General features: G+C 71.2%; 17 protein-coding genes. 8 read left to right on the top strand and 9 right to left on the bottom strand.

The window, feature by feature from the left end; all coding sequences use genetic code 11:
• Complete coding sequence (locus ACTMTF_RS03970; protein ID WP_441109255.1) at window positions 1-774, top strand: ABC transporter ATP-binding protein; 774 nt, start codon at window positions 1-3, stop codon at window positions 772-774.
• Here the strand turns inward: ACTMTF_RS03970 and ACTMTF_RS03965 are convergent.
• The gene (locus ACTMTF_RS03965) at window positions 768-1208 is read right to left on the bottom strand and encodes a hypothetical protein (protein ID WP_397000109.1); all 441 of its coding nucleotides are present in this window, start codon (window positions 1206-1208) and stop codon (window positions 768-770) included. The two genes, ACTMTF_RS03970 and ACTMTF_RS03965, sit on opposite strands and share 7 nt — an antisense overlap.
• Before the next feature lie 156 nt (window positions 1209-1364).
• Between ACTMTF_RS03965 and ACTMTF_RS03960 the strand changes: the two genes are divergently transcribed.
• Window positions 1365-1904 carry an MFS transporter gene (locus tag ACTMTF_RS03960; RefSeq protein WP_397000111.1) on the top strand — a complete coding sequence of 180 codons (540 nt, stop codon included), beginning with the start codon at window positions 1365-1367 and terminating at the stop codon, window positions 1902-1904.
• A gap of 49 nt (window positions 1905-1953) precedes the next feature.
• A complete protein-coding gene (locus ACTMTF_RS03955; RefSeq protein WP_441109254.1) occupies window positions 1954-2664 on the top strand; it encodes a YcnI family copper-binding membrane protein in 711 nt (236 codons plus the stop codon).
• Window positions 2665-2708: 44 nt separating this feature from the next.
• Here ACTMTF_RS03955 and ACTMTF_RS03950 read toward each other — a convergent pair whose 3' ends face one another.
• The 3 genes from ACTMTF_RS03950 to ACTMTF_RS03940 are packed head-to-tail and all read right to left on the bottom strand — an operon-like array spanning window position 2709 to window position 5783.
• Window positions 2709-3659, bottom strand: a complete 951-nt coding sequence (locus ACTMTF_RS03950; RefSeq protein ID WP_441109253.1) for an ABC transporter permease — start codon at window positions 3657-3659, stop codon at window positions 2709-2711.
• The gene (locus tag ACTMTF_RS03945; RefSeq protein ID WP_441109252.1) at window positions 3646-4611 is read right to left on the bottom strand and encodes an ATP-binding cassette domain-containing protein; all 966 of its coding nucleotides are present in this window, start codon (window positions 4609-4611) and stop codon (window positions 3646-3648) included. The genes ACTMTF_RS03950 and ACTMTF_RS03945 overlap by 14 nt, the downstream gene beginning before the upstream one ends.
• On the bottom strand, window positions 4608-5783 hold the full coding sequence (locus ACTMTF_RS03940) for a LolA family protein (protein ID WP_441109251.1): 1176 nt from the start codon (window positions 5781-5783) through the stop codon (window positions 4608-4610). Before ACTMTF_RS03940 ends, ACTMTF_RS03945 begins: the two co-directional genes overlap by 4 nt.
• A gap of 127 nt (window positions 5784-5910) precedes the next feature.
• On the opposite strand from ACTMTF_RS03940, the gene ACTMTF_RS03935 reads away from it, so the two are divergent.
• The gene (locus ACTMTF_RS03935; protein ID WP_189144874.1) at window positions 5911-6585 is read left to right on the top strand and encodes a response regulator transcription factor; all 675 of its coding nucleotides are present in this window, start codon (window positions 5911-5913) and stop codon (window positions 6583-6585) included.
• Window positions 6585-7934, top strand: a complete 1350-nt coding sequence (locus tag ACTMTF_RS03930; protein ID WP_441109250.1) for a sensor histidine kinase — start codon at window positions 6585-6587, stop codon at window positions 7932-7934. The genes ACTMTF_RS03935 and ACTMTF_RS03930 overlap by 1 nt, the downstream gene beginning before the upstream one ends.
• 28 nt (window positions 7935-7962) lie before the next feature.
• Here the strand turns inward: ACTMTF_RS03930 and ACTMTF_RS03925 are convergent, their stop codons facing one another.
• Window positions 7963-8835 carry a LysR family transcriptional regulator gene (locus ACTMTF_RS03925; protein ID WP_441109249.1) on the bottom strand — a complete coding sequence of 291 codons (873 nt, stop codon included), beginning with the start codon at window positions 8833-8835 and terminating at the stop codon, window positions 7963-7965.
• A 661-nt stretch (window positions 8836-9496) separates the two neighbouring features.
• Between ACTMTF_RS03925 and ACTMTF_RS03920 the strand changes: the two genes are divergently transcribed.
• Together ACTMTF_RS03920 and ACTMTF_RS03915 are read left to right on the top strand one after the other, a co-directional pair.
• Window positions 9497-10549: a neutral zinc metallopeptidase gene (locus ACTMTF_RS03920; protein WP_441109248.1), complete on the top strand. Its 1053-nt coding sequence runs from the start codon at window positions 9497-9499 to the stop codon at window positions 10547-10549.
• 134 nt (window positions 10550-10683) lie between these two features.
• A complete protein-coding gene (locus ACTMTF_RS03915; RefSeq protein WP_441109247.1) occupies window positions 10684-12453 on the top strand; it encodes an LCP family protein in 1770 nt (589 codons plus the stop codon).
• Between the two features lie 61 nt (window positions 12454-12514).
• On the opposite strand, the gene ACTMTF_RS03910 is transcribed toward ACTMTF_RS03915, so the two are convergent.
• A complete protein-coding gene (locus tag ACTMTF_RS03910; RefSeq protein ID WP_441109246.1) occupies window positions 12515-13201 on the bottom strand; it encodes a glycoside hydrolase family 25 protein in 687 nt (228 codons plus the stop codon).
• A 273-nt stretch (window positions 13202-13474) separates the two neighbouring features.
• Window positions 13475-15514 (bottom strand): spermidine synthase, encoded by a 2040-nt coding sequence (locus tag ACTMTF_RS03905; protein ID WP_441109245.1) that lies wholly within the window; start codon window positions 15512-15514, stop codon window positions 13475-13477.
• Between the two features lie 197 nt (window positions 15515-15711).
• On the opposite strand from ACTMTF_RS03905, the gene ACTMTF_RS03900 reads away from it, so the two are divergent.
• Window positions 15712-17103, top strand: a complete 1392-nt coding sequence (locus ACTMTF_RS03900; protein ID WP_441109244.1) for a S8 family serine peptidase — start codon at window positions 15712-15714, stop codon at window positions 17101-17103.
• Between the two features lie 64 nt (window positions 17104-17167).
• Here the strand turns inward: ACTMTF_RS03900 and ACTMTF_RS03895 are convergent, their stop codons facing one another.
• Both ACTMTF_RS03895 and ACTMTF_RS03890 read right to left on the bottom strand, forming a co-directional pair.
• Window positions 17168-17893 carry an ABC transporter permease gene (locus tag ACTMTF_RS03895; RefSeq protein ID WP_441109243.1) on the bottom strand — a complete coding sequence of 242 codons (726 nt, stop codon included), beginning with the start codon at window positions 17891-17893 and terminating at the stop codon, window positions 17168-17170.
• A complete protein-coding gene (locus ACTMTF_RS03890; protein ID WP_441109242.1) occupies window positions 17893-18633 on the bottom strand; it encodes an ABC transporter ATP-binding protein in 741 nt (246 codons plus the stop codon). The genes ACTMTF_RS03895 and ACTMTF_RS03890 overlap by 1 nt, the downstream gene beginning before the upstream one ends.
• Window positions 18634-18663: the final 30 nt, after the last annotated feature.

Raw genomic sequence — 18663 nt, 5'->3', positions numbered from 1 at the left:
ATGATCGAGCTTGACCGCGCCGGCCGTGCCTTCAAGGTGAGGCGCACGATCGTGCACGCCGTACAGGACCTGTCGTTCACCGTCGCGCCGGGAGAGTTCGTCGGCTACCTCGGCCCCAACGGGGCCGGCAAGTCCACCACGATCAAGATGCTGTGCGGCATCCTCACCCCCAGCTCGGGCACGGTGCGGGTGGCGGGGCTGGACCCCTCGCGGCGGCGCACGACGCTCGCCCGGCGCATCGGCGTGGTGTTCGGGCAGCGCACCACGCTGTGGTGGGATCTGCCGCTCAAGGACAGCTTTGAACTGATCCGGCTCCTTTACAAAGTAGATCGCAAGGTGTTCGCGGCCAGGCTGGCGGAGCTGACCGAGACGCTGGATCTGGGCGCGTTCCTGCGCACTCCGGTGCGTCAGCTCAGCCTGGGGCAGCGGATGCGCGGCGACCTGACCGCCTCGCTGCTGCACGACCCGGACGTGCTGGTGCTCGACGAGCCCAGCATCGGGCTGGACGTGGTCAGCAAGGCGAGCATCCGGGCGTTCCTGGCCCGGCTGAACGCCGAGCGGGGCACCACCGTGCTGCTGACCACGCACGACCTGGGCGACATCGAGCGCCTGTGCCGCCGGGTGATGCTGATCGACCACGGGCGGCTGGCCTTCGACGGCACGCTGGACGAGCTGATGGCCTCGGCGCCCGGCCACGCGAGCATCGAGGACGTGGTCACGCACCTGTACACGAGGTCACGCACCCGTACACGAGCGAGCGGTGAGGGTCAGTAGTAGCCGCCCTCGTCGGAGGTCTGCTCGTACTCGTCGTCCTCGTCGTCGTGGTCGCGCGACCAGCGTGACGGCATCAGCACGGGGATGAACAGGGCCACGCCGAGCAGGGCGTACACGCCGCTGGTGAGCAGGGTCCTGGAGCCGGTGGCGGCCTGCCTGACGATCTCGTGCATCGACGGCGCGTCCGGGACGAGGGACAGCGCCCGGTTCATGTCCAGCGCGTAGACGACGGTCCAGGCGAGCAGCACCATCGAGGGGACGAACGTGGCCAGCGGCGACACCCTGCCCGCCACCACCAGGCCCACGACCAGGCCCACCGCGGCCATCGCACCGAGGGCGATCCACAGTTGCTGCCCACCCGCCGGATTGCCCTGGGCACCGGCGAGAGACTGCTGGACGGCCCAGCCCCCGCCTCCCAGCACGGCCGCGGTCACCACAACTCCGATGAGCAAACCAGCTAAGTGCCGCAACGTTCTCACCTCTATGTCAACGTGGTCGGCACTGACCCTAGCGACAAACGTTGTATATCACCCAGCATTGCGCAGTCCCAGCTTGCCGGCGGCCTTCCCGTGAGAGCATGGAGCACACCCATGCACGCGCACCTGCCACTCAGACTCACCAGGACGGCGGCCTTCGCCGCCGTCTGCGTGACGCTCGCCGCGCTCGCGCACTGGCTCGGCGGTGGCGCCGGCCCCGCCCCCTGGGCGGCGGCGCTGGGCCTGGCCACGGTGTTCGCGCTGGCCATGGCGCTGTCCGGCCGGGAGCGACCGACGGCGGTCATCAACACCGCGCTCGTCGTGGGCCAGCTCGGCCTGCACGAGCTGTTCGGCGGCGGCGACGGCAGCGCCTACGTCGTCGCGCACCTGCACGGCCAGGGGCTGGGCGACGCGCTCGGCATGCTGGTCGCCCACCTGACGGCCACGCTCATCACCGGCTGCTGGCTGGCGCGCGGCGAGGCCGCGCTGTGGGCGATGCTGCGCCGCCTCGGCGGCCGGCTCGTGCTGCTGCCGCGCCCGCCTGTCCCGCCGTCGATCCGGCCCGCCGCGCCGATCGTGCGCGTACGCGCCGTGCCCATCGCCCCGCTCCTCCGTCACTCCGTCGCCAGGCGCGGTCCTCCGCTGCCCGCCTGAGCTTCTGACACCCCTGCATTCCCCCTGATCACCCAAGTGGAGTCCCCGCATGTCCCTGACGCGCCGTGCCGCGACCGTGCTCGCCGCCACCACCGCTCTCACCATCGGCCTCGCGCTCCCCGCGCTGGCCCACGTCACCATCAACCCGGGCACCGCCGAGCAGGGCGGATTCAGCAAGGTCGCCTTCCGGGTGCCGAACGAACGCGACGACGCCAAGACGGTCAAGGTCGAGGTGTCCTTCCCCGCCGACCATCCGCTGGCGTTCGTCTCGGTCAAGCCGGTGCCGGGCTGGACCGTCAAGGTCACCGAAGGCAAGCTGCCCAAGCCGGTCTCCACCGAGTACGGCGAGCTCACCGAGGCCGTCACCAAGGTCGTCTGGTCCGGCGGCGAGATCGGCCAGGGCGAGTTCCAGGAGTTCGAGGTGTCCATGGGCAAGCTGCCCGAGGGCGTGGACCAGCTCGTCTTCCCGACCAAGCAGACCTACTCCGGCGGCGAGGTGGTCGACTGGGCCGAAGCGCCCAAGGCCGACGGCACCGAGCCCGAGCTTCCGGCGCCGGTGCTCAAGCTCACCCCGGCGTCGAAGGAGGGCGCCGTGACGCCGGCCACCACCGCCGCCTCCGCGGCAGCCCCCTCGGTGACCCCCGCCGCGAACGCCGCCGCCTCTGACGGCACCGCCCGCCTGCTGGGCGGCGCGGGACTCGCCGTAGGCGTCATCGGCGTCGTGGTCGCCGTCCTCGCCCTGCGCCGCCGCCCCGCCTGACCCGCCTCCCGGCCCGTACGGGGACACTTCCCCGTACGGGCTCACTACGAAGTGATGTCCTTGCCGGAGAAGTGCGCCCAGGCGATGGTGAGCGACAAGGTGATGTAGGCGCCGAACGTCAGCAGGCCGCTCATCAGCGCGCCGGTGTCGATCGGGCTGCGCAGCACCGCGTCGAAGCTGGTGAACCGGCTCGGCAGCAGGTAGGGCTCCAGGGCGCTGAGCTGGGGGATCGCCCGCAGCACCTGGCAGACGATGACCAGCACCATGGTGCCCGCGATGGCGCCGATGGGCACCTCGGTGAACACCGACAGGGCCAGCGCGACCGCGGCCAGCGCCGCCATGCCGGCGCCGACGTAGCCGACGCTGATGAGGATCCGCGTCAGGCCCTCGGCCATGCTGATGGTGCTGCCGGACAGCAATGTCACGGGCCCGGCGGGGAACAAGATCAGTCCCGTGACCAGCGCCGACAGCGCGACGACGGCGGTGACGGCGTAGCCGTACACGACCGCGTTCAGGTACTTGACGGCCAGCAGCCGGGTGCGCCCGGCGGGCGCGGCCAGCAGATAGCGCAGCGTGCCGGCGCCGGCCTCGCCCGCGATCGAGTCGCCCGCCACCACGCTCACGGTGATCGGCATCAGCAGCAGCACCAGGAACGAGAACGAGACGAACGTCAGCATGAGGCTGTTGCCCGCCACGTCCGCGATCATCCCGCCCATCGCCTCGTCCCCCGCGACGATCCTCAGCGTGATGCCGACGATGACGGGCACGCAGGCCACCACGGCCAGCATGACCAGGTTGCGGGGGCGTTTGAAGGTCAGCTCCAGCTCCGAGCCGAGCAGCCGCCAGAACGCCCACGGCCTGCGGGCGGGCGGCGGGGGCGGCGGACCGGGCTCCGCCGGGCGGCGTTCGGCGCTGCTCAGCGTCTCCGCCACGGGCACCAGTCCGGGCAGCCGCCGGGTCCGCGCCTCGGTGGCCGAGGTGTCAGCCGTCGACATCGAAACCCTCTCCCGTCAGTCCGACGAACACGTCTTCCAGGCTCGGCCGTACGACCGCGAACCCGCGGACGGCGACCCCCTCGCCCACGAGGGCGGCGTTGACCTTCTCCGGGGCGTGCCCGTCCAGGGCGGCGCTCACGTCGTCGCCGATCCGCACGTCCTCCAGCCCGAGCTCGTTGAGCACCCGCGCGGCGTCGGCGGGGTCGGGGGTGTCGATCCGCACCCGGGTGGCGCGGCCGCCGCTGAGCGAGGCCATGGTCCCCTGCGCGACCAGCTTGCCGGTGCGCATGATGGCGGCGTGCGTGCACATCTGCTCGACCTCGCCCAGCAGGTGGGAGGAGACGAAGACCGTGGTGCCCGCGGCGGCGATCTCCTTGACCAGCGCGCGTACCTCGCGGGTGCCCTGCGGGTCGAGCCCGTTGGTCGGCTCGTCCAGGATGAGCAGCTCGCGCGGGCCGAGCAGGGCGGCGGCGATGGCCAGCCGCTGGCGCATGCCGAGCGAGAAGTTACGGTAGCGCTTGCCTGCGGCCGCGCTGAGCCCCACCCGCTCCAGCGCCTGCCCGATCCGCCGCGCGGCGGTCTCGGCGGGCGCGGTGGGGTCGGCTGCGTCGAGCCGGCGCAGGTTGGCCTCACCGGACAGGTACGGGTAGAAGGCGGGCCCCTCGACCAGCGCCCCGACCCTCGGCAGCGCCTCGGCGCGGGGCAGGCCCAGCAGCGAACACTCGCCTTCGGTGGGCGCGACCAGGCCGAGCAGCATGCGGATCGTGGTGGTCTTGCCGGAGCCGTTCGGGCCCAGGAAGCCGAAGACGGACCCGCGCGGGACGCTCAGGTCGAGCGCGTCGACGGCGACCTGACCACCGCGGAACCGCTTGGTCAGGCCGCTGGTGACGATGGCGGCGGAGGGCGGGGACGCCCCGAAGGGCGCCCCCGCTTCCAGAGTGACGGTCGTCACTTGACGCCCGCCGCCTTGATGATCTCCTCCTGGGTGACCGCGCCGACCAGCAGCCGGCCGTCGTCGGTCAGCAGGGCGGTGGCAAGCTTGGTCTTGATCAGCTTGCCCGAGCCCCACTCGCCGCTCACCGGGGTGGCGGACTTCAGCACACTGTCGATCAGCGCGGCCGGGTCGCCCTCGCCCCGGTCGCCGAACGGGGAGTCCTCGCCGGCCGGGGTCGCGCCCTCGGCCGGCTTGGCCAGGTCCTCCAGCGACCCGGGCAGCACCGCGACGGTCGTCCAGCCCTCACCGACGACCTTGACGTCCCCTGCCGCCTTGTGCGCCTCCTTCTCCTGCGCGCGCTGCTCGTCGGTCATCTCCTGCTTGTGCGCGCCGAGCTTCTGCTCCTCCACCTTCGCCCCGGCGGGCGGGGTGAAGGTGAAGTTCTCGGCGGCGGGCGGGGTGAAGGTCACCTGGGTGAAACCGACCTGGAAGGCCGGCTCCGCCGAGCCCTTGGCGAACACCTGCACCTGCAGCGGCACGTAGTTCTCGCCGTCGAGCGCCAGGCGCACCTCCTGCACCAGCGAGCCCGCGGCCTTCGGCTTGAGGACGAGCTGGTAGGCCGGGCGGCCCGCCACCTCGGCGGTGTTGGAGACGCTGATCGCCGTGTGCTCGCCGGCCTGGGCCAGCACCATCTCCGCCGCCGCCTGCGGCGTCAGGTCCTCAGGGCGAGGCGTGGCCGAAGTGTCCGGTCGCTCACCGCCCTCCGGGAGCTTCAGGCGGGTGGCGGTGTTGGTGCCGCTGTCCCAGTACCACATCTGGTCGCCGTTGAGGATCAGGTTGGTCTCGGCCAGCTGCGTGGGCATCGCCACGCGCACCTTGTCATGCGCGCCGTACCAGACCTTCACCTCATGTGACCCCGACAGCAGGCTGAGCGGCGAGCCGCCGCCCGTCTGCGGCAGCGCCGGCAGGCCGAGCGACGCCGTCTGCTGGACGGTGCCGGACATCGGGGGCGGCCCCTCCGACTTGCTCGTCGCCGCCGCAGCGTCGGCCAGCAGCTGCTGGGCCGAACGCTCCGGCAGCACCGGATCGCCGCTCACCGCGGCGACCACCGGGCCGGCGCCGATCGCGCCGGCGATCACGGCGGCCGCCGCGATCGGGACCCCCCACCTCATGAACGTGCCTTTACGCATCTCACTCCCTAACGGTATGTCGATACGTGCAGCCTGCGTCATGCATCCTTAGGCAGACCTGAGACAGCCTGAGGCCGCTCTCAGCCTTCTCAGCGAGGTCTCAGGCGGAGAACGGGAGAATCGCCACATGAGAGTACTTGTCGTCGAGGACGAGCGGCGGATGGCCGCCGCGCTCCAGCGGGGGCTGCAGGCCGAGGGTTTCGCCGTGGACCTCGCCCACGACGGCGAGCAGGGGCTGCACGAGGCCAGGCACGGCGAGTACGACGTGGTGGTGCTGGACATCATGCTGCCGAGGCTGTCGGGCTACAACGTGTGCAAGCAGTTGCGCGCCGAGGAGAACTGGGTGCCGATCCTCATGCTGTCGGCCAAGGACGGCGAGTACGACATGGCCGACGGCCTGGACCTGGGCGCCGACGACTATCTGACCAAGCCGTTCTCCTACGTGGTGCTGGTGGCCAGGCTCCGCGCGCTGCTGCGGCGCGACTCCGGGCGGCGGCCCGCCGTGCTGGGCGCCGGGGACCTGTCGCTGGACCCGGCGCGGCGCCGGGTGCTGCGCGGCGAGACGGCGATCGAGCTGACCCCCCGGGAGTTCGCGCTGCTGGAGTTCCTGATGCGCAGGCGTGACGAGGTGGTGTCCAAGGCGGAGATCCTGGAGCACGTGTGGGACACCTTCGACACCGATCCGAACGTGGTGGAGGTGTACGTCGGCTACCTGCGCCGCAAGATCGACGGCCCGTTCGGCAGGAACGCCCTGCAGACCGTCCGCGGCGCGGGCTACCGCCTGGCCGGTGACGGTGGCTGATGACGGTGGCTGACAGCCCGCTGGCTTGGTGGCGGCGGCAGGGGCTGCGCTTCCGGCTGACCGTGGTGGCCGCCGCGGTGCTCGCCCTGGCGCTGGCCGTCTCGGCGTCGGTGCTGCTCACCGTGCTGGACCGGGCGCTGATCGACACGGTCGACGAGTCGACCAGGCAGCAGGCCCAGAAGGTGCGCGTGCACGCCGACGCGGGCACGCTGACGACCCCGATCACCACCAACGACGGCACCATCGTGCAGGTCGTCGACGCGGGCGGGCGCATCACGCACGTCACCTACGGAGCCGACCGGCTGGTGCCGCTGCTGGACGCGGCCGCCCGGGAGCGGGTGCTGCACAAGGGCAGCGTCTCGTTCATGGACGGCCGGCCGTTCGCGATCCCCGGGCCGCTGCGCGTGGTCGTGGTGCGGGCCGACCGCGGCCAGACCGTGATCGCGGCCAGGCCGGTCGCGGAGATCCAGACCAGCCTGGCCACGGCCGGCCGGGTGCTGCTGATCGGCACGCCGCTGCTGATCGTGCTGCTCGCCGCGGCGAGCTGGCTGATCATCGGCAGGACGCTGCGCCCGATCAGCGCGCTGCGCAGAGGCGCCGCCGAGATCACGCACACCGCCAGGTCCCGCCGGCTGCCGGTGCCCGAGTCCAAGGACGAGGTGCACTCCCTGGCCACCACACTCAACGACATGCTGGCCAGGCTGGAGGAGGCCGAGCAGCGGCAGCGCGCGCTGGTCTCCGACGCCTCCCACGAGCTGCGCAGCCCGCTGGCCAGCATCCGCCTGCAGCTCGAGGTGGCCCTCGGGCACCCCGAGGGCCAGGACTGGCGTGAGACGGCCGAAGGCGTCCTGGAGGACACCATGCGGCTGTCCAAGCTCGCCGAGGACCTGCTCGCGCTCGCCCGGCTGGACGAGCGCGGCGGGGTGCCCGCCCGGACGGAGCCGGTCGACCTCGACGAGGTGACCCGGCAGATCGCCGACCGTTACGGCGACGTGCGGCTGACCGCCTGCGAGCCGCTGGTGGTCAGCGGTGACGCGCTCGACCTGAGCCGCGTGCTGACCAACCTGATCGACAACGCCGTCCGGCACACCACGTCGAAGATCGAGGTGGCGTTGACCGGCGACGGCACGCTGACGGTGACCGACGACGGCCCCGGTGTTCCCGAGGAGGATCGGGAGCGGGTGTTCAACCGCTTCACCAGGCTCGACTCCGGCCGCGGCCGTGACGAGGGCGGCGCGGGGCTCGGGCTGGCGATCGTCCGCGAGACCGTGCGCGCGCACGGCGGCACGGTGCACCTGGAGGACGCTGCCCCCGGGCTGCGCGTGGTGGTGTGGCTGCCCCGCGGGTGACCGGTGCGGGATCCGGCGATCGGCCGCGCTAGGCGGCGGTGCCCTTCTCGGCCGTCGCCAGGAAGTCCTGGGCGATCAGCGGGAGGCGGCGGCGGGCGTGCACCACGGCGATGACGCGCCGCACGGCGGGTTCGAGCGAGCGGACCACGAGACCGGCCCGGCCGGCCTGCTCGGCCATGCCGCGGTACCACAGCAGTGAGGCCTGGCCGGCGCGTACGGCGTTCAGCCAGCCGTTGCGCTCGTCGGTTTCGAGCACCACGACGGGGTTGACCGCGTACCTGCCGAACATCGCCTCCAGTTCCCTGCGACGGACGCTGCCGCGCGCGGGCAGGGCCAGCCGCATGCCGTCGAGACGGCACATCGGGACGGGGTTGGGCAGTTCGAGGGCGGGAGGGGAGATCAGCACGATCTCCTGGCGTTCGAGGGGATGGGTGACGAGGTCGCCGGGCACCGGGAGGTCCGTCAGGCCGAGGTCGGCCCGCTGGTCCCTGATGGCACTGACCACGGCATCACGGCTGTCACAGCGCACGATGTGCACGCGGACGCCGGGGTGCTCGGCGGTGTAGGCGGGCAGAAGCCGCCCTGCGAGGCCGGGTTCGAGGCTGGGCGTGGAGGCGATGCGAAGCTCGGCTTCCCCGGCGGGACCGCCGTGGTTGCCCAGGCCCTCGATCTCGCGAACCGCGTCGAGCGCCTCCCTGGCCAGCTTCACCACCCGGCGGCCCTGTGCGGTCACCACTACACCGCGCCCGGAGCGAGCGAAGAGCGTCATGCCCAGCTCTCGCTCCAGATCCCGGATCGCACGCGAAAGCGCAGGTTGTGCGATGTAGAGCGACCTGGCCGCGTCGGTCATGGTGCGGTGCTCCGCAGTCGCGACCACATAGCGGAGCTGCTGGAGGTTCATGTCAAAGAAGCTAGGACAACGCCCGCCGCGCGGTGGGGGACATAGCGGAGATCACCTCGAATGATTTCGGACTGTAACCGAGTACCGCTACATCCGTGACGGGTGATAAATGAGTATGCTTCTGCCCCAAATTTGGCAAAGACTCGACGAGTGACTCACTTGGTCACTCATTACGGGACGAACCGTATTAAGGGGCGACACGGTGACAGGCAACGGGCAGTACCCTCCCCCGCCTCAGGGGCCAGGACAGCCCCAGCGGCCACCCTCGCGCCCTTGGCCCCCACCGGGATACGGCACGCCTGAGCGACCGGGCGGCGACCGTCCGGCGAACAACCCGTACCCACCCCCGGCGCCGGGTAATCCTTACCCGTCGCAGGGAAATCCGTACCCCTCCCCGCCGGCCCGGCCGCCGCAGGGCAACCCGTACCCGCAGCAACCACCCCAAGGGGCTCCGTACCCGCCACCCCAGGGGCCTCCGTACCCGCAGCAGCCGCCGCAGGGCGGCCCCTACGCGCCTCCGCAGGGCCATCCTTACCCGCAGCCGCCTCCGCCCCCTCCCCCGTCGCCGCAGTGGCAGCAGCCGCCGCCTCCGCCTCCTCCGCCCCCACCGGGGCGAGGGCCGTACGGGCAGTGGCCGCAGCCGCCGAGGAAGAAGCCGGGCATGGGTGTGGGGGCCGTCCTCGGCACCGTGTTCGGCTCGATCGCGGCGTTGTTCGTCCTGATCGTCATCGGCGCGGCGATGATCGGCGGCGCGAAGGAGTCGCGGACCACGACCCCGATCGCGATCCCGACGCTGTCGCCGTACGACGAGCCGACGCGGAGGCCGGACCGGACGTCGAGCGAGAGGCCGAGCACCGACTCCAGCCGTGAGCCCAGCACCGAGCCGAGCACCGAGCCGAGCACTGGGCCCAGCCCGACGCGCACCCAGGACGAGGAGCCCGATCGGGAGCAGGAGGTGGACCCGCCGGCTCAGGTCACCGTCAACCGGAGCCTGAAGAACAACACGGTCTACCGTGCGGGCGCGCTGCCGAGGCTGCGCTGCCGGGCGGGCAACGTGAGCATCTTCAGCCACAGCCAGCTCAAGTCGCTGATCCTCAGGACCGGCAGGTGCATGGACCAGGCCTGGGGGCAGATCCTGCGGAAGCAGGGCATCCCCTTCAGCCCGCCGAACTACGCGATCGTCGCCGGGCGCGGCAGGGGCGCCTGCGGCGACTACCCGGCGGCGGGGAGCATGGTGCCGTACTACTGCCCGCGCAACAACACCATCTACGCCTCCACCACGGCCATGGCCAAGGGCAACGGCAACGCCCGCGGGTACGGCCAGATCATCTCCTGGCACGGCGGCATCATCAGCATGATGGCCCACGAGTACGGCCACCATGTGCAGAACATCACCGGGCTGATGGACTCGTGGTGGGCGCGGACCCTCGACTCGACGAGCCAGAGCGGCAAGCTGGCGCTCAACAGGCGGATGGAGTTGCAGGCCACCTGCTTCGGCGGCATGTGGATGAGGTCGGTGGCCGGCACCTATCCGGTCAACTCGACCAACCGCAACCAGCTGTTCTTCTTCTACAGCCAGGTGGGCGACTACCCGGGTTTTCCCCGTGACCACGGCTCGCGGGCGAACAACAACAGGTGGTTCCGGCAGGGCTGGCTGAAGAGCCAGGCGTACCAGTGCAACACGTGGATGGCGGCCTCCTCCACGACGTCGTAACGGCAACCTGGTGTTCATCTCAGCTTGAACACATGTCTTTGATGTCCGTATATGGGGACTAGAATCCTGGCAATCTTGCTGTCAAACGGGGGCAAACCTTCGGGGTTCTGCCTGGTGGGCGCGAAGGAGCCAGTGTGAGCAAGCGCGATGGGGACAACACCGTGCCCGGCGGTAGGAAACGCCGTCCCCCTCGCCGCCCACGCCCCACCGGCCGCCAGCCGTCGTCGTCCGCGGAGGGCGGTTCGCAGCCTGCCGGCTCCCCCAAGCAGTCCTCCGGCGCCGCCAGGAGGCCCTCCGGCGGCTCCGCCGAGAAGCCCGGCTCCGGCTCCGCCAAGAGGGGCGACGGCAGCGCCCCCAGGAGGTCGCCGGGACCGGGCCTGCCCGGCGCGCTCAGCCGCTTCGCCGCCGGCCTCGGCAGCGGCAAGGCCGGCGCGGGAAAGAACGCGTCCGGCCCGGCCAGACCGGCCGACGTCGGAGCCATCATCGGCTGGACCCTGCTGTCGGTCTTCGTGCCCGGCATCGCGCACCTGCGGGCCGGGCGTCGCCGTACGGGCCTCATCCTGATCAGCGCCTACGCGGTGGTGCTGCTCGGCGTGCTGGCGTTCGTGCTGTTCAGTCTCGACAACGTGGGCATCTACATGCGCAGCAGCGTGCACACCACGGTGACCGCCCTCGCGGTGCTGGGCGCGCTCTGCTGGTTCGCGCTGGTGATCTCCTCCTACATCACGCTCGGCCCCAACAGGCTGAACCAGCAGGGCCAGATCGTCTCCGGCATCGTGGTGGGCGTGGTGTGCGTGGCGGTGATGGCACCGTTCGCCCTGGCGGCCACCACCGTGCAGGCGGGCAGTGGCGCGATGCAGAACATCTTCCGCAGCGCCGAGGACGACCCGGACATCGCGCCGATCAAGGAAGAGGACCCCTGGAACGGCAAGGACCGGGTGAACTTCCTCCTGGTCGGCGGTGACGCCGCGGGCAACCGCACCGGCGTGCGCACCGACAGCATGAACGTGGCCAGCGTGCACATCCCTACCGGCACCACGGTGCTGTACAGCCTGCCGCGCAACCTGCAGCATGTGCGCTTCCCCCCGTCCTCACCGCTGCGCAAGCAGTTCCCCAACGGCTTCATGGCGGAGCTGCCGCAAGGCGGCCTGCTCAACGAGGTGTGGCAGTACGCCACCGACCACCCGGACCTCGCCGGCGGCAAGAACAAGGGCCCGCGAGCGCTCATGGACGCCATCGGCCACACCCTCGGCCTCAAGATCGACTATTACGCCATGGTGAACATGTACGGCTTCGCCGACCTGGTGGACGCGATCGGCGGCCTGCAGATCCGGGTCGAGCGGGACATCAAGTGGGGCGGCCACTACGGCACCGCGGGCACCATCAAGGCGGGCAACCGCCGGCTGTCCGGCGAGGAGACCCTGTGGTACGGCCGGTCCCGTGTGGAGAGTGACGACTTCAACCGCATGAGCCGCCAGCGCTGCGTCATCGCCGCGTTCGCGCAGCAGGCCACGCCGCAGAAGATCCTGACGAACTTCACCGACCTCGCCAGGGCGACCAAGCGGCTGGCGCAGACCAACATCCCGCAGGAACTGCTGGAGCCTCTGGTCCCCCTGGCGCTCAAGGTCAAGGACGCGAAGATCAGCAGCCTGCAGTTCGTGCCGCCCGAGTACTGGCCGGGCAACCCCGACTGGGCCAAGATCCGCAAGGCGTCGGCCAAGGCGATCCAGGACTCCCTGAAGCCGGCCCGCCGGGCGCGGACCGCCGACGTGACCGCCTCCCCCGGCGCTCCGACGGCCACCGCGACGCCACCGGGGACGGCGGCCGCCAAGCCGACGGCCACGCCCACCCGCAAGACGCAGAAGGCCGGTTCCACCTCACTCGACGAAGCCTGCGGCCTCTGAAGAAGGAAGCCCGCCCCCCGACACCGGGGGGCGGGCGCGACGGGCTTGAGGCTGCCGGGGATCACGCCGCCTGGCGGCCCAGGGCCTGCAGGTCCTTAATGGTCAGCGCGGACACGTTCTGGTCCACGGGGTTGTCGGAGTACTGGTGGATGGCCCAGGACTTCCAGTCGGCCGGCGGGGTGACCGTGCCCTTGGCCTTGCCGTAGTTGGCGAGCCAGAGCGGGTAGCCGCCCAGGCCCTTGCCGTACTGGTCGGCGAAGGACTGGCTGCTGTAGAACAGCGGCTTGACGCCGGTCTTGGCCGTGACGCGCTCCAGCCACTTCTTGGCCCAGGCGTTGACGTGGGCGGTGGACTTGCCGTCGCTGGTCTCCAGGTCGAGGGCGAGCAGGTCACCGGGCTTGGCCGGCTGGCTGTTCACGGCCGCCAGGAAGTAGTCGGCCTCGGCGACGGGGTCGTTGGCGGGGTGGCCGAAGTGGTAGGCGCCGCGTACGACCTTGTGCTTGTCCAGTTCCTTCCAGTGGCGGGCGAAGGTCGGGTCCTTGTAGTCCAAGCCCTCACTGGCCTTGACGATGCCGAATTCGGCGCCACTGGTGGCCCAGTCGTGCTCGGGCTGGTAGTTGGAGACGTCCTGACCGTAGGGGAAGGCGTCGGCCTGCGCAGGGCCGGAGAAGCCCACGGCCGCGGCAGTGGTGGCCATGGCCAGCAGCGCGCTCGCCTGGAGCTTGCGCAGGGTGCTGGAGATGGTCATACGAGATCCTCCTGGGATATGGGGCATCGCGGGCACGGCACGCGGCCGTACGCACACGAGGGGTAACAGCGGAGCACCTCGGCGGGGCACACGGGCCACACTGCGGGAGAGGTGCTGGACGGAAGTCGCCGTACGTCGCTCGATCACCGGGGAGGAAAACCGCCGGGCCGGACTCAGGCGCTCAGATGTCTACAACAGCGACACTACCGCCAACATTCCCAAAAGGCCAGGTCAAGCAGTACGCGGCCCGGCAAACCCGGCCCAGCGGGAGGTTCAGGCCAAGGCTCGTCTCGGCAATAGGGCGAACGCGCCGAGGTAAAGCAGGGCCGCCACAACAAGCAGCGCCTGATAGCCGATCACGAGCGCGAGATACTCCAGGCAGCCGCCCACCATCGCGCCCAGCAGGTTGGCGCCGAAGGAGGTGGTGGCGTCCGCCGAGTCGGCGAACCGCTTGGCGAACACCACGTTGGCCGCGAAGATCGGCAGGAACGCGACCGTGACGGCCACCACCGCGCGCAGCGGCAGCGGGAGCGACAGCAGCCACGCGTTGGGCACCAGCCAGGCCAGCACCAGCCCCGCGAACAGCACGCCGTACATGACGCGCAGCGGCGGGGTGCGCCAGCGGCGGGTCACCTCCACGGCGGCGAGCACCGCCACGAGCACCCCGGCGAAGACGATCGCGTTGACCACCCAGGTGGTGCCGAACAGCAGCGCGAAGCCGGTGACGCTCTTGGTCTCCAGCAGCAGGAACGCCACTCCGAGCAGGAACAGGTCGGCGTAGGGGCGCATCCGGCGGTAGGGGCCGGCGACCATGCGCACGGCCAGCAGGCTGACCAGGAGGATCAGACCCAGCGTGATGAGGTAGATCGCCGGGATCGTCCGGTCCTTGAGGTAGAGGAAGGGACGGTCGTCACCGGCGGGCGGCGGGGTGCCGGCGGCTGCGCCCGCCCACTCGCCGGCGCAGCGCTGGGCGGCCGGGGTGGCGCCGGCCGTGATGACGGCCTGCTGGCCGCTGACGCTGACCACGTCCACGCACGGCTTGTGCCCGAAGGCGCTCTGCACCGTACTGGCGAGCCGGTCGACCAGCCAGCTCTCGCGGTAGTAGTTGTACATGGAGAAGGCGCCGCCGGGCTTGAGGTGCTCGCGGGCGGCCCGCATGGCCTCCGGGGTGAACAGGTAGCTCTCCAGCCGCAGCGAGCTCGCTCCGGACACCAGGGTGAGCGAGTCGGGCAGCGCGAACAGGATGAGGTCGTAGCGGCGGTCGGTGTGCTCCAGGAAGGCGCGGCCGTCGGTGACGTGGGTGGTGACGCGCGGGTCGTCGTAGGGCCGGTCGGGGTGCTTGGAGCCGCCGAGCTCGCGGAGCTTGGGGTCGATCTCGACGGCGTCGACCCGGCGGGCGCCCTTGGACAGCGCGATCGCCACGTCGGTGCCGCTGCCCGCGCCCACGATCAGCACGTCCTGCGGCGCCGCCACGGCCCGCTCGTAGGGCAGGCCGTACTGGCCCTCCCACTGCAGGCGGGCGACGGCGGGGGCGGCCTGCTGGTGCGGGATGCCGTTGACCGAGATGTCGGTCACCGGCACGCCGACGATCTCCAGCGCCCTGGTGGTGACCTTGTAGTAGGGCGACCAGATCGCGCCCGCGGTGAGCGTCTCGGCCAGCAGCAGGCCCACGACGGCGAGCGAGGGCACGGTGACCAGTGCGAGGTAGGGCACGCGGGGCCGGGGCACCAGCAGCAGCCCGTAGGCGATGGCGACGATCAGACCCCAGAAGACCGGCGGGGCGCTGAGGAACGACAGCGCGGTGAACGCGGCGATGCCGGTGAGGCTGCCAATCAGGTCGTAGCGGTAGGCCTCCAGCCGGGGCAGCTCGGGAAAGCACCGGCCGACCAGCTCGGCGGGCCCCATGAGCACCACGGCCGCCGCGCAGAAGATCACCGGCAGGATCAGCCAGGCGGGCGGGCCGGTGGTGCCGAGGCTGGTCCAGTAGAGGACGTCCTCGGACGCGCGGTCGACCGTCACGGGGAAGGTGAGCACGATGAGCACGAGGCCGAACAGCACGACCGGCGAGTAATAGGGCTGCCGGGTGGATCTGCCGACGCGCAGGAATCCCAGCCCGATGCCGAGGAACGAGCCCAGGAGAACGAAGTTGGTGAAATAGCTCAGATGGACGATGTTCGACCCGGTCCACCTGATCAGCGCGAGCTCCAGGAAGAGCATGAAGGCGCTGGCGAGGATCAATCTGGGCCGCACCGCCAGCCAGTGTGGGCTCGTGCCGCCGCCGTCGCTGACCGCCTTCTGCTCCTGAAGCGTCATGATGACTCACCGTATTGAGCGACGGCCCGGGCCGCAAGGTCCGGAAACGCGCGGGCTCCGCGAAATAATTACTGTGCAATTCGCTGGAATTTGTGGCGTTTTAGCAGGTCAATTGCCTTAAGAGCCGCTGGACGGGGCGGGGAGGAATGCAGGAATGTTGGAAAGGTTCCTTCCCCCAAAGTCGCTCGGTGGTAAACATGCGGGTACTCATCCAGCTTCGCCCCTCCCCCGATCTGGTCGCGGCGGTCGCCGACCCCGGCATGACCGCCACCTCCGCCGATGTCGCCGACGGCCTGCCCGGGGTCGAGCTCGACACCGCCTTCGTCCCCGTCGCCCTGCCCCGGCCGGTGCCCGCCGGCGGAGGCGGCGACCCGCTCTCGCTCAACCAGCCGCTCGACTTCTCGCTGGCCGCCGAGGACGCCTCCGTCCTGGTGCGCGGCACCATCTCCGACGACGAGCTCACCGCGCGGATGACGCTGCTGCCCACGATGCGCCCCGACGTCGTCGGCGTCTTCGCCGACCCCGTCGTGGAGTCCACGATCACCTGCGGCGGCGACGCGGCCGTCGGCACCTGGCACGACGTGGAGCGGCTGCTCAACGTACCCGGCCTGCACGCCGAGGGGCTCCACGGCGGCGGCGTGCCGGTGGCCGTGCTCGACACCGGCATCAACACCGCCCACGTGGCCAGGCAGCTCGGCAGGGACGTCATCCTCGACGCCGCGCTGAGCTGGAACCCGGCCGGTGTGTCCGGCCGGCCCGGCCACGCCGAGGTCGACCACGGCACGATGTGCGCCTTCGACGCGCTCATCGGCGCCCCGCAGGCGACGCTCATCGACATCCCGCTGCTGCGCTCCACCCGGCCCGGCGGCTCGGCGCTCGACGGGCTGCTGTCCGACGCGGTGGCCGCCTTCTCCCACCTGCGCACGGTCCTCGCCGGGCAGCCGGCCGAGACCCGGGCGCTGGTGATCAGCAACTCGTGGGGGTCGTTCTCCCCCGAGTGGGACTTCCCGGTGGGGCATCCGGGCAACTACTCCGACAACGCGGCCCACCCGTTCAACCTGATGGTCGCCAGCCTCGACCAGGCGGGGGCCGACGTGCTGTTCGCGGCGGGCAACTGCGGGCGCGACTGCCTGGACCGCCGCTGCGCCTACCCCAACCGGCCCATCACCGGCGCCAACTCCCACCCCCGCGCGCTGTCGATCGGCGGGGTCGACGTCAACGGCCACCGGGTCGGCTACTCCTCGCAGGGGCCCGGCCGGCTGAGCGCGCGCAAGCCGGACCTGTGCGCCTACACCCACTTCGCCGGGTCCAAGGCGCTGGGCTCCGACAAGCCGGACTCCGGCACCTCGGCCGCGACGCCGGTGGCCGCCGGGCTCGTCGCCGCCATCCGCACCCGCTGGCCGTCCTCCCGGTTGTCGCCCGCCCAGCTCCGCGCCCTGCTGCGCCGCACCGCCGAGGACCGCAGCGAGGTCGGGTTCGACTACGACTACGGTTACGGCACGGTGGACCCCGCCGGGATCCTCGCCGCCCTCCAGCGCCGATCCGCCGCAGGCCAGGAGGCCCCGGCCCCGGAGCCGGCGGCCCGCTGACGCACCGGCCGGCGGGCCGGCCGGGCATCCGCGACAGGTGCCGGCCTGGGCGAGTGCCGCAGCGTCAGGCGCTCGCCCGGTTGTACACCCGGGTGCCGACGGTGAGGCTGACCACGGCTAACACCAGGGTCACGGCCACCCCGGCGACGACGGTCCCGGTGACGTAGTGGCCGCTGAACAGCTCGCGCAACGCCTCCAGCACGTGCCTGAACGGGCTGAGGTACGAGAGCGCGTCGAGCCAGCCGGGCGCCATCGACATCGGCAGGAACGCGCCGGACAGCAGGAGGAGCGGGATCACCGCCGTGCTCATCACCGGCGCGAACAGCTGCTCGTTCATGGTCAGCGCGATCGCGTACGACAGCGCGGCGAGGCTCGCGCCGAACACCACGACCAGCGCCAGCCCGGCCAGCAGCCCCGCGACGGGGGCGCGCAGGCCGAAGGCGTAGCCGATCGCGACCAGCAGGACCACCTGCAGCATGAGCTGGACCGCGTTGGTGAGCACCCGGCCGAGCAGCAGCGCCAGACGGCTCGCCGGGGTGACGCGCAGCCGCTCCAGCGCCCCGGAGCGCTTGTCGAACACCACCCCGAACCCGGCCATGCCGGTGCTCATCAGGCCGAGCTGGATGATCAGTCCGGGCACCAGGGTCTCCCAGGTGCCGATCGTGGCGAAGATGGGGCCGAACAGCACCAGGAAGAACAGTGGCTGGATGACGCCGAAGATCAGGCCCGTCTTCTGACGCAGGGTGGCTCGCAGGTGGTGGCGGAACAGCAGCCAGGTGTCGCGGGCCATCAGACGGCCGCCTCCTCGCGCAGTGACCTGCCGGTGATGTCCAGGAACGCCTGGTCGAGTGTGCGACCGCCCGCCTTGAGCTCGGCCGGGGTGCCTTCGGCGACGATCTCGCCGTGATCGATGATCAGCAGCCGGTCGCAGAGCGCGTCCGCCTCGTCGAGGTAGTGGGTGGTGAGGAAGACCGTCACGCCGTGCTCGGCGCGCAGGCGGCGGATATGGTCCCACAGGTTGGCCCTGCTCTGCGGGTCGAGCCCGGTCGTCGGCTCGTCCAGGAACAGCAGCGCGGGCCGGTGCGGCAGGGCGAACGCGATGTCGACGCGCCGGCGCCGGCCGCCGGAGAGCGCACCGCCGGGCGTGGACTCCATGCCCTTCAGGTCCAGCATGGCCAGCACCTCGGCCGTTCTGGCCGACGCCTGGGCGCGGCTGAGACCGTACAGCATGGCCTGAAGCTCGAGTTCCTCGCCGAACGGCGCCCACGGGTCGACACTGCCGCCCTGCGAGACGTAGCCGATGCGGTGCCGCACCCCCGCCGGGTCGGCCAGCAGGTCGTGGCCCGCCACCGTGGCAGTGCCCGAGGTGGGCCTGAGCAGGGTCGTGAGCATGCGCATGGTGGTGGTCTTGCCGGCGCCGTTGGGGCCGAGGAAGCCCACGATCTCGCCGGGCCGCACGGACATGGTCACGTTCTTGACGGCCACCACGCCGCCTTTGAAGGTCTTGGACAGACCTGTCGCCTTGATCATTTGATCGCCTCCAAAATTAGAGTAACCACA

It is taken from the genome of Nonomuraea sp. ZG12 (genome assembly GCF_052068115.1).
GTDB lineage: Bacteria > Actinomycetota > Actinomycetes > Streptosporangiales > Streptosporangiaceae > Nonomuraea.
The sequence above is the reverse complement of the archived record's forward strand: the minus strand, read 5'-3'. Positions and strand labels throughout refer to the sequence as shown.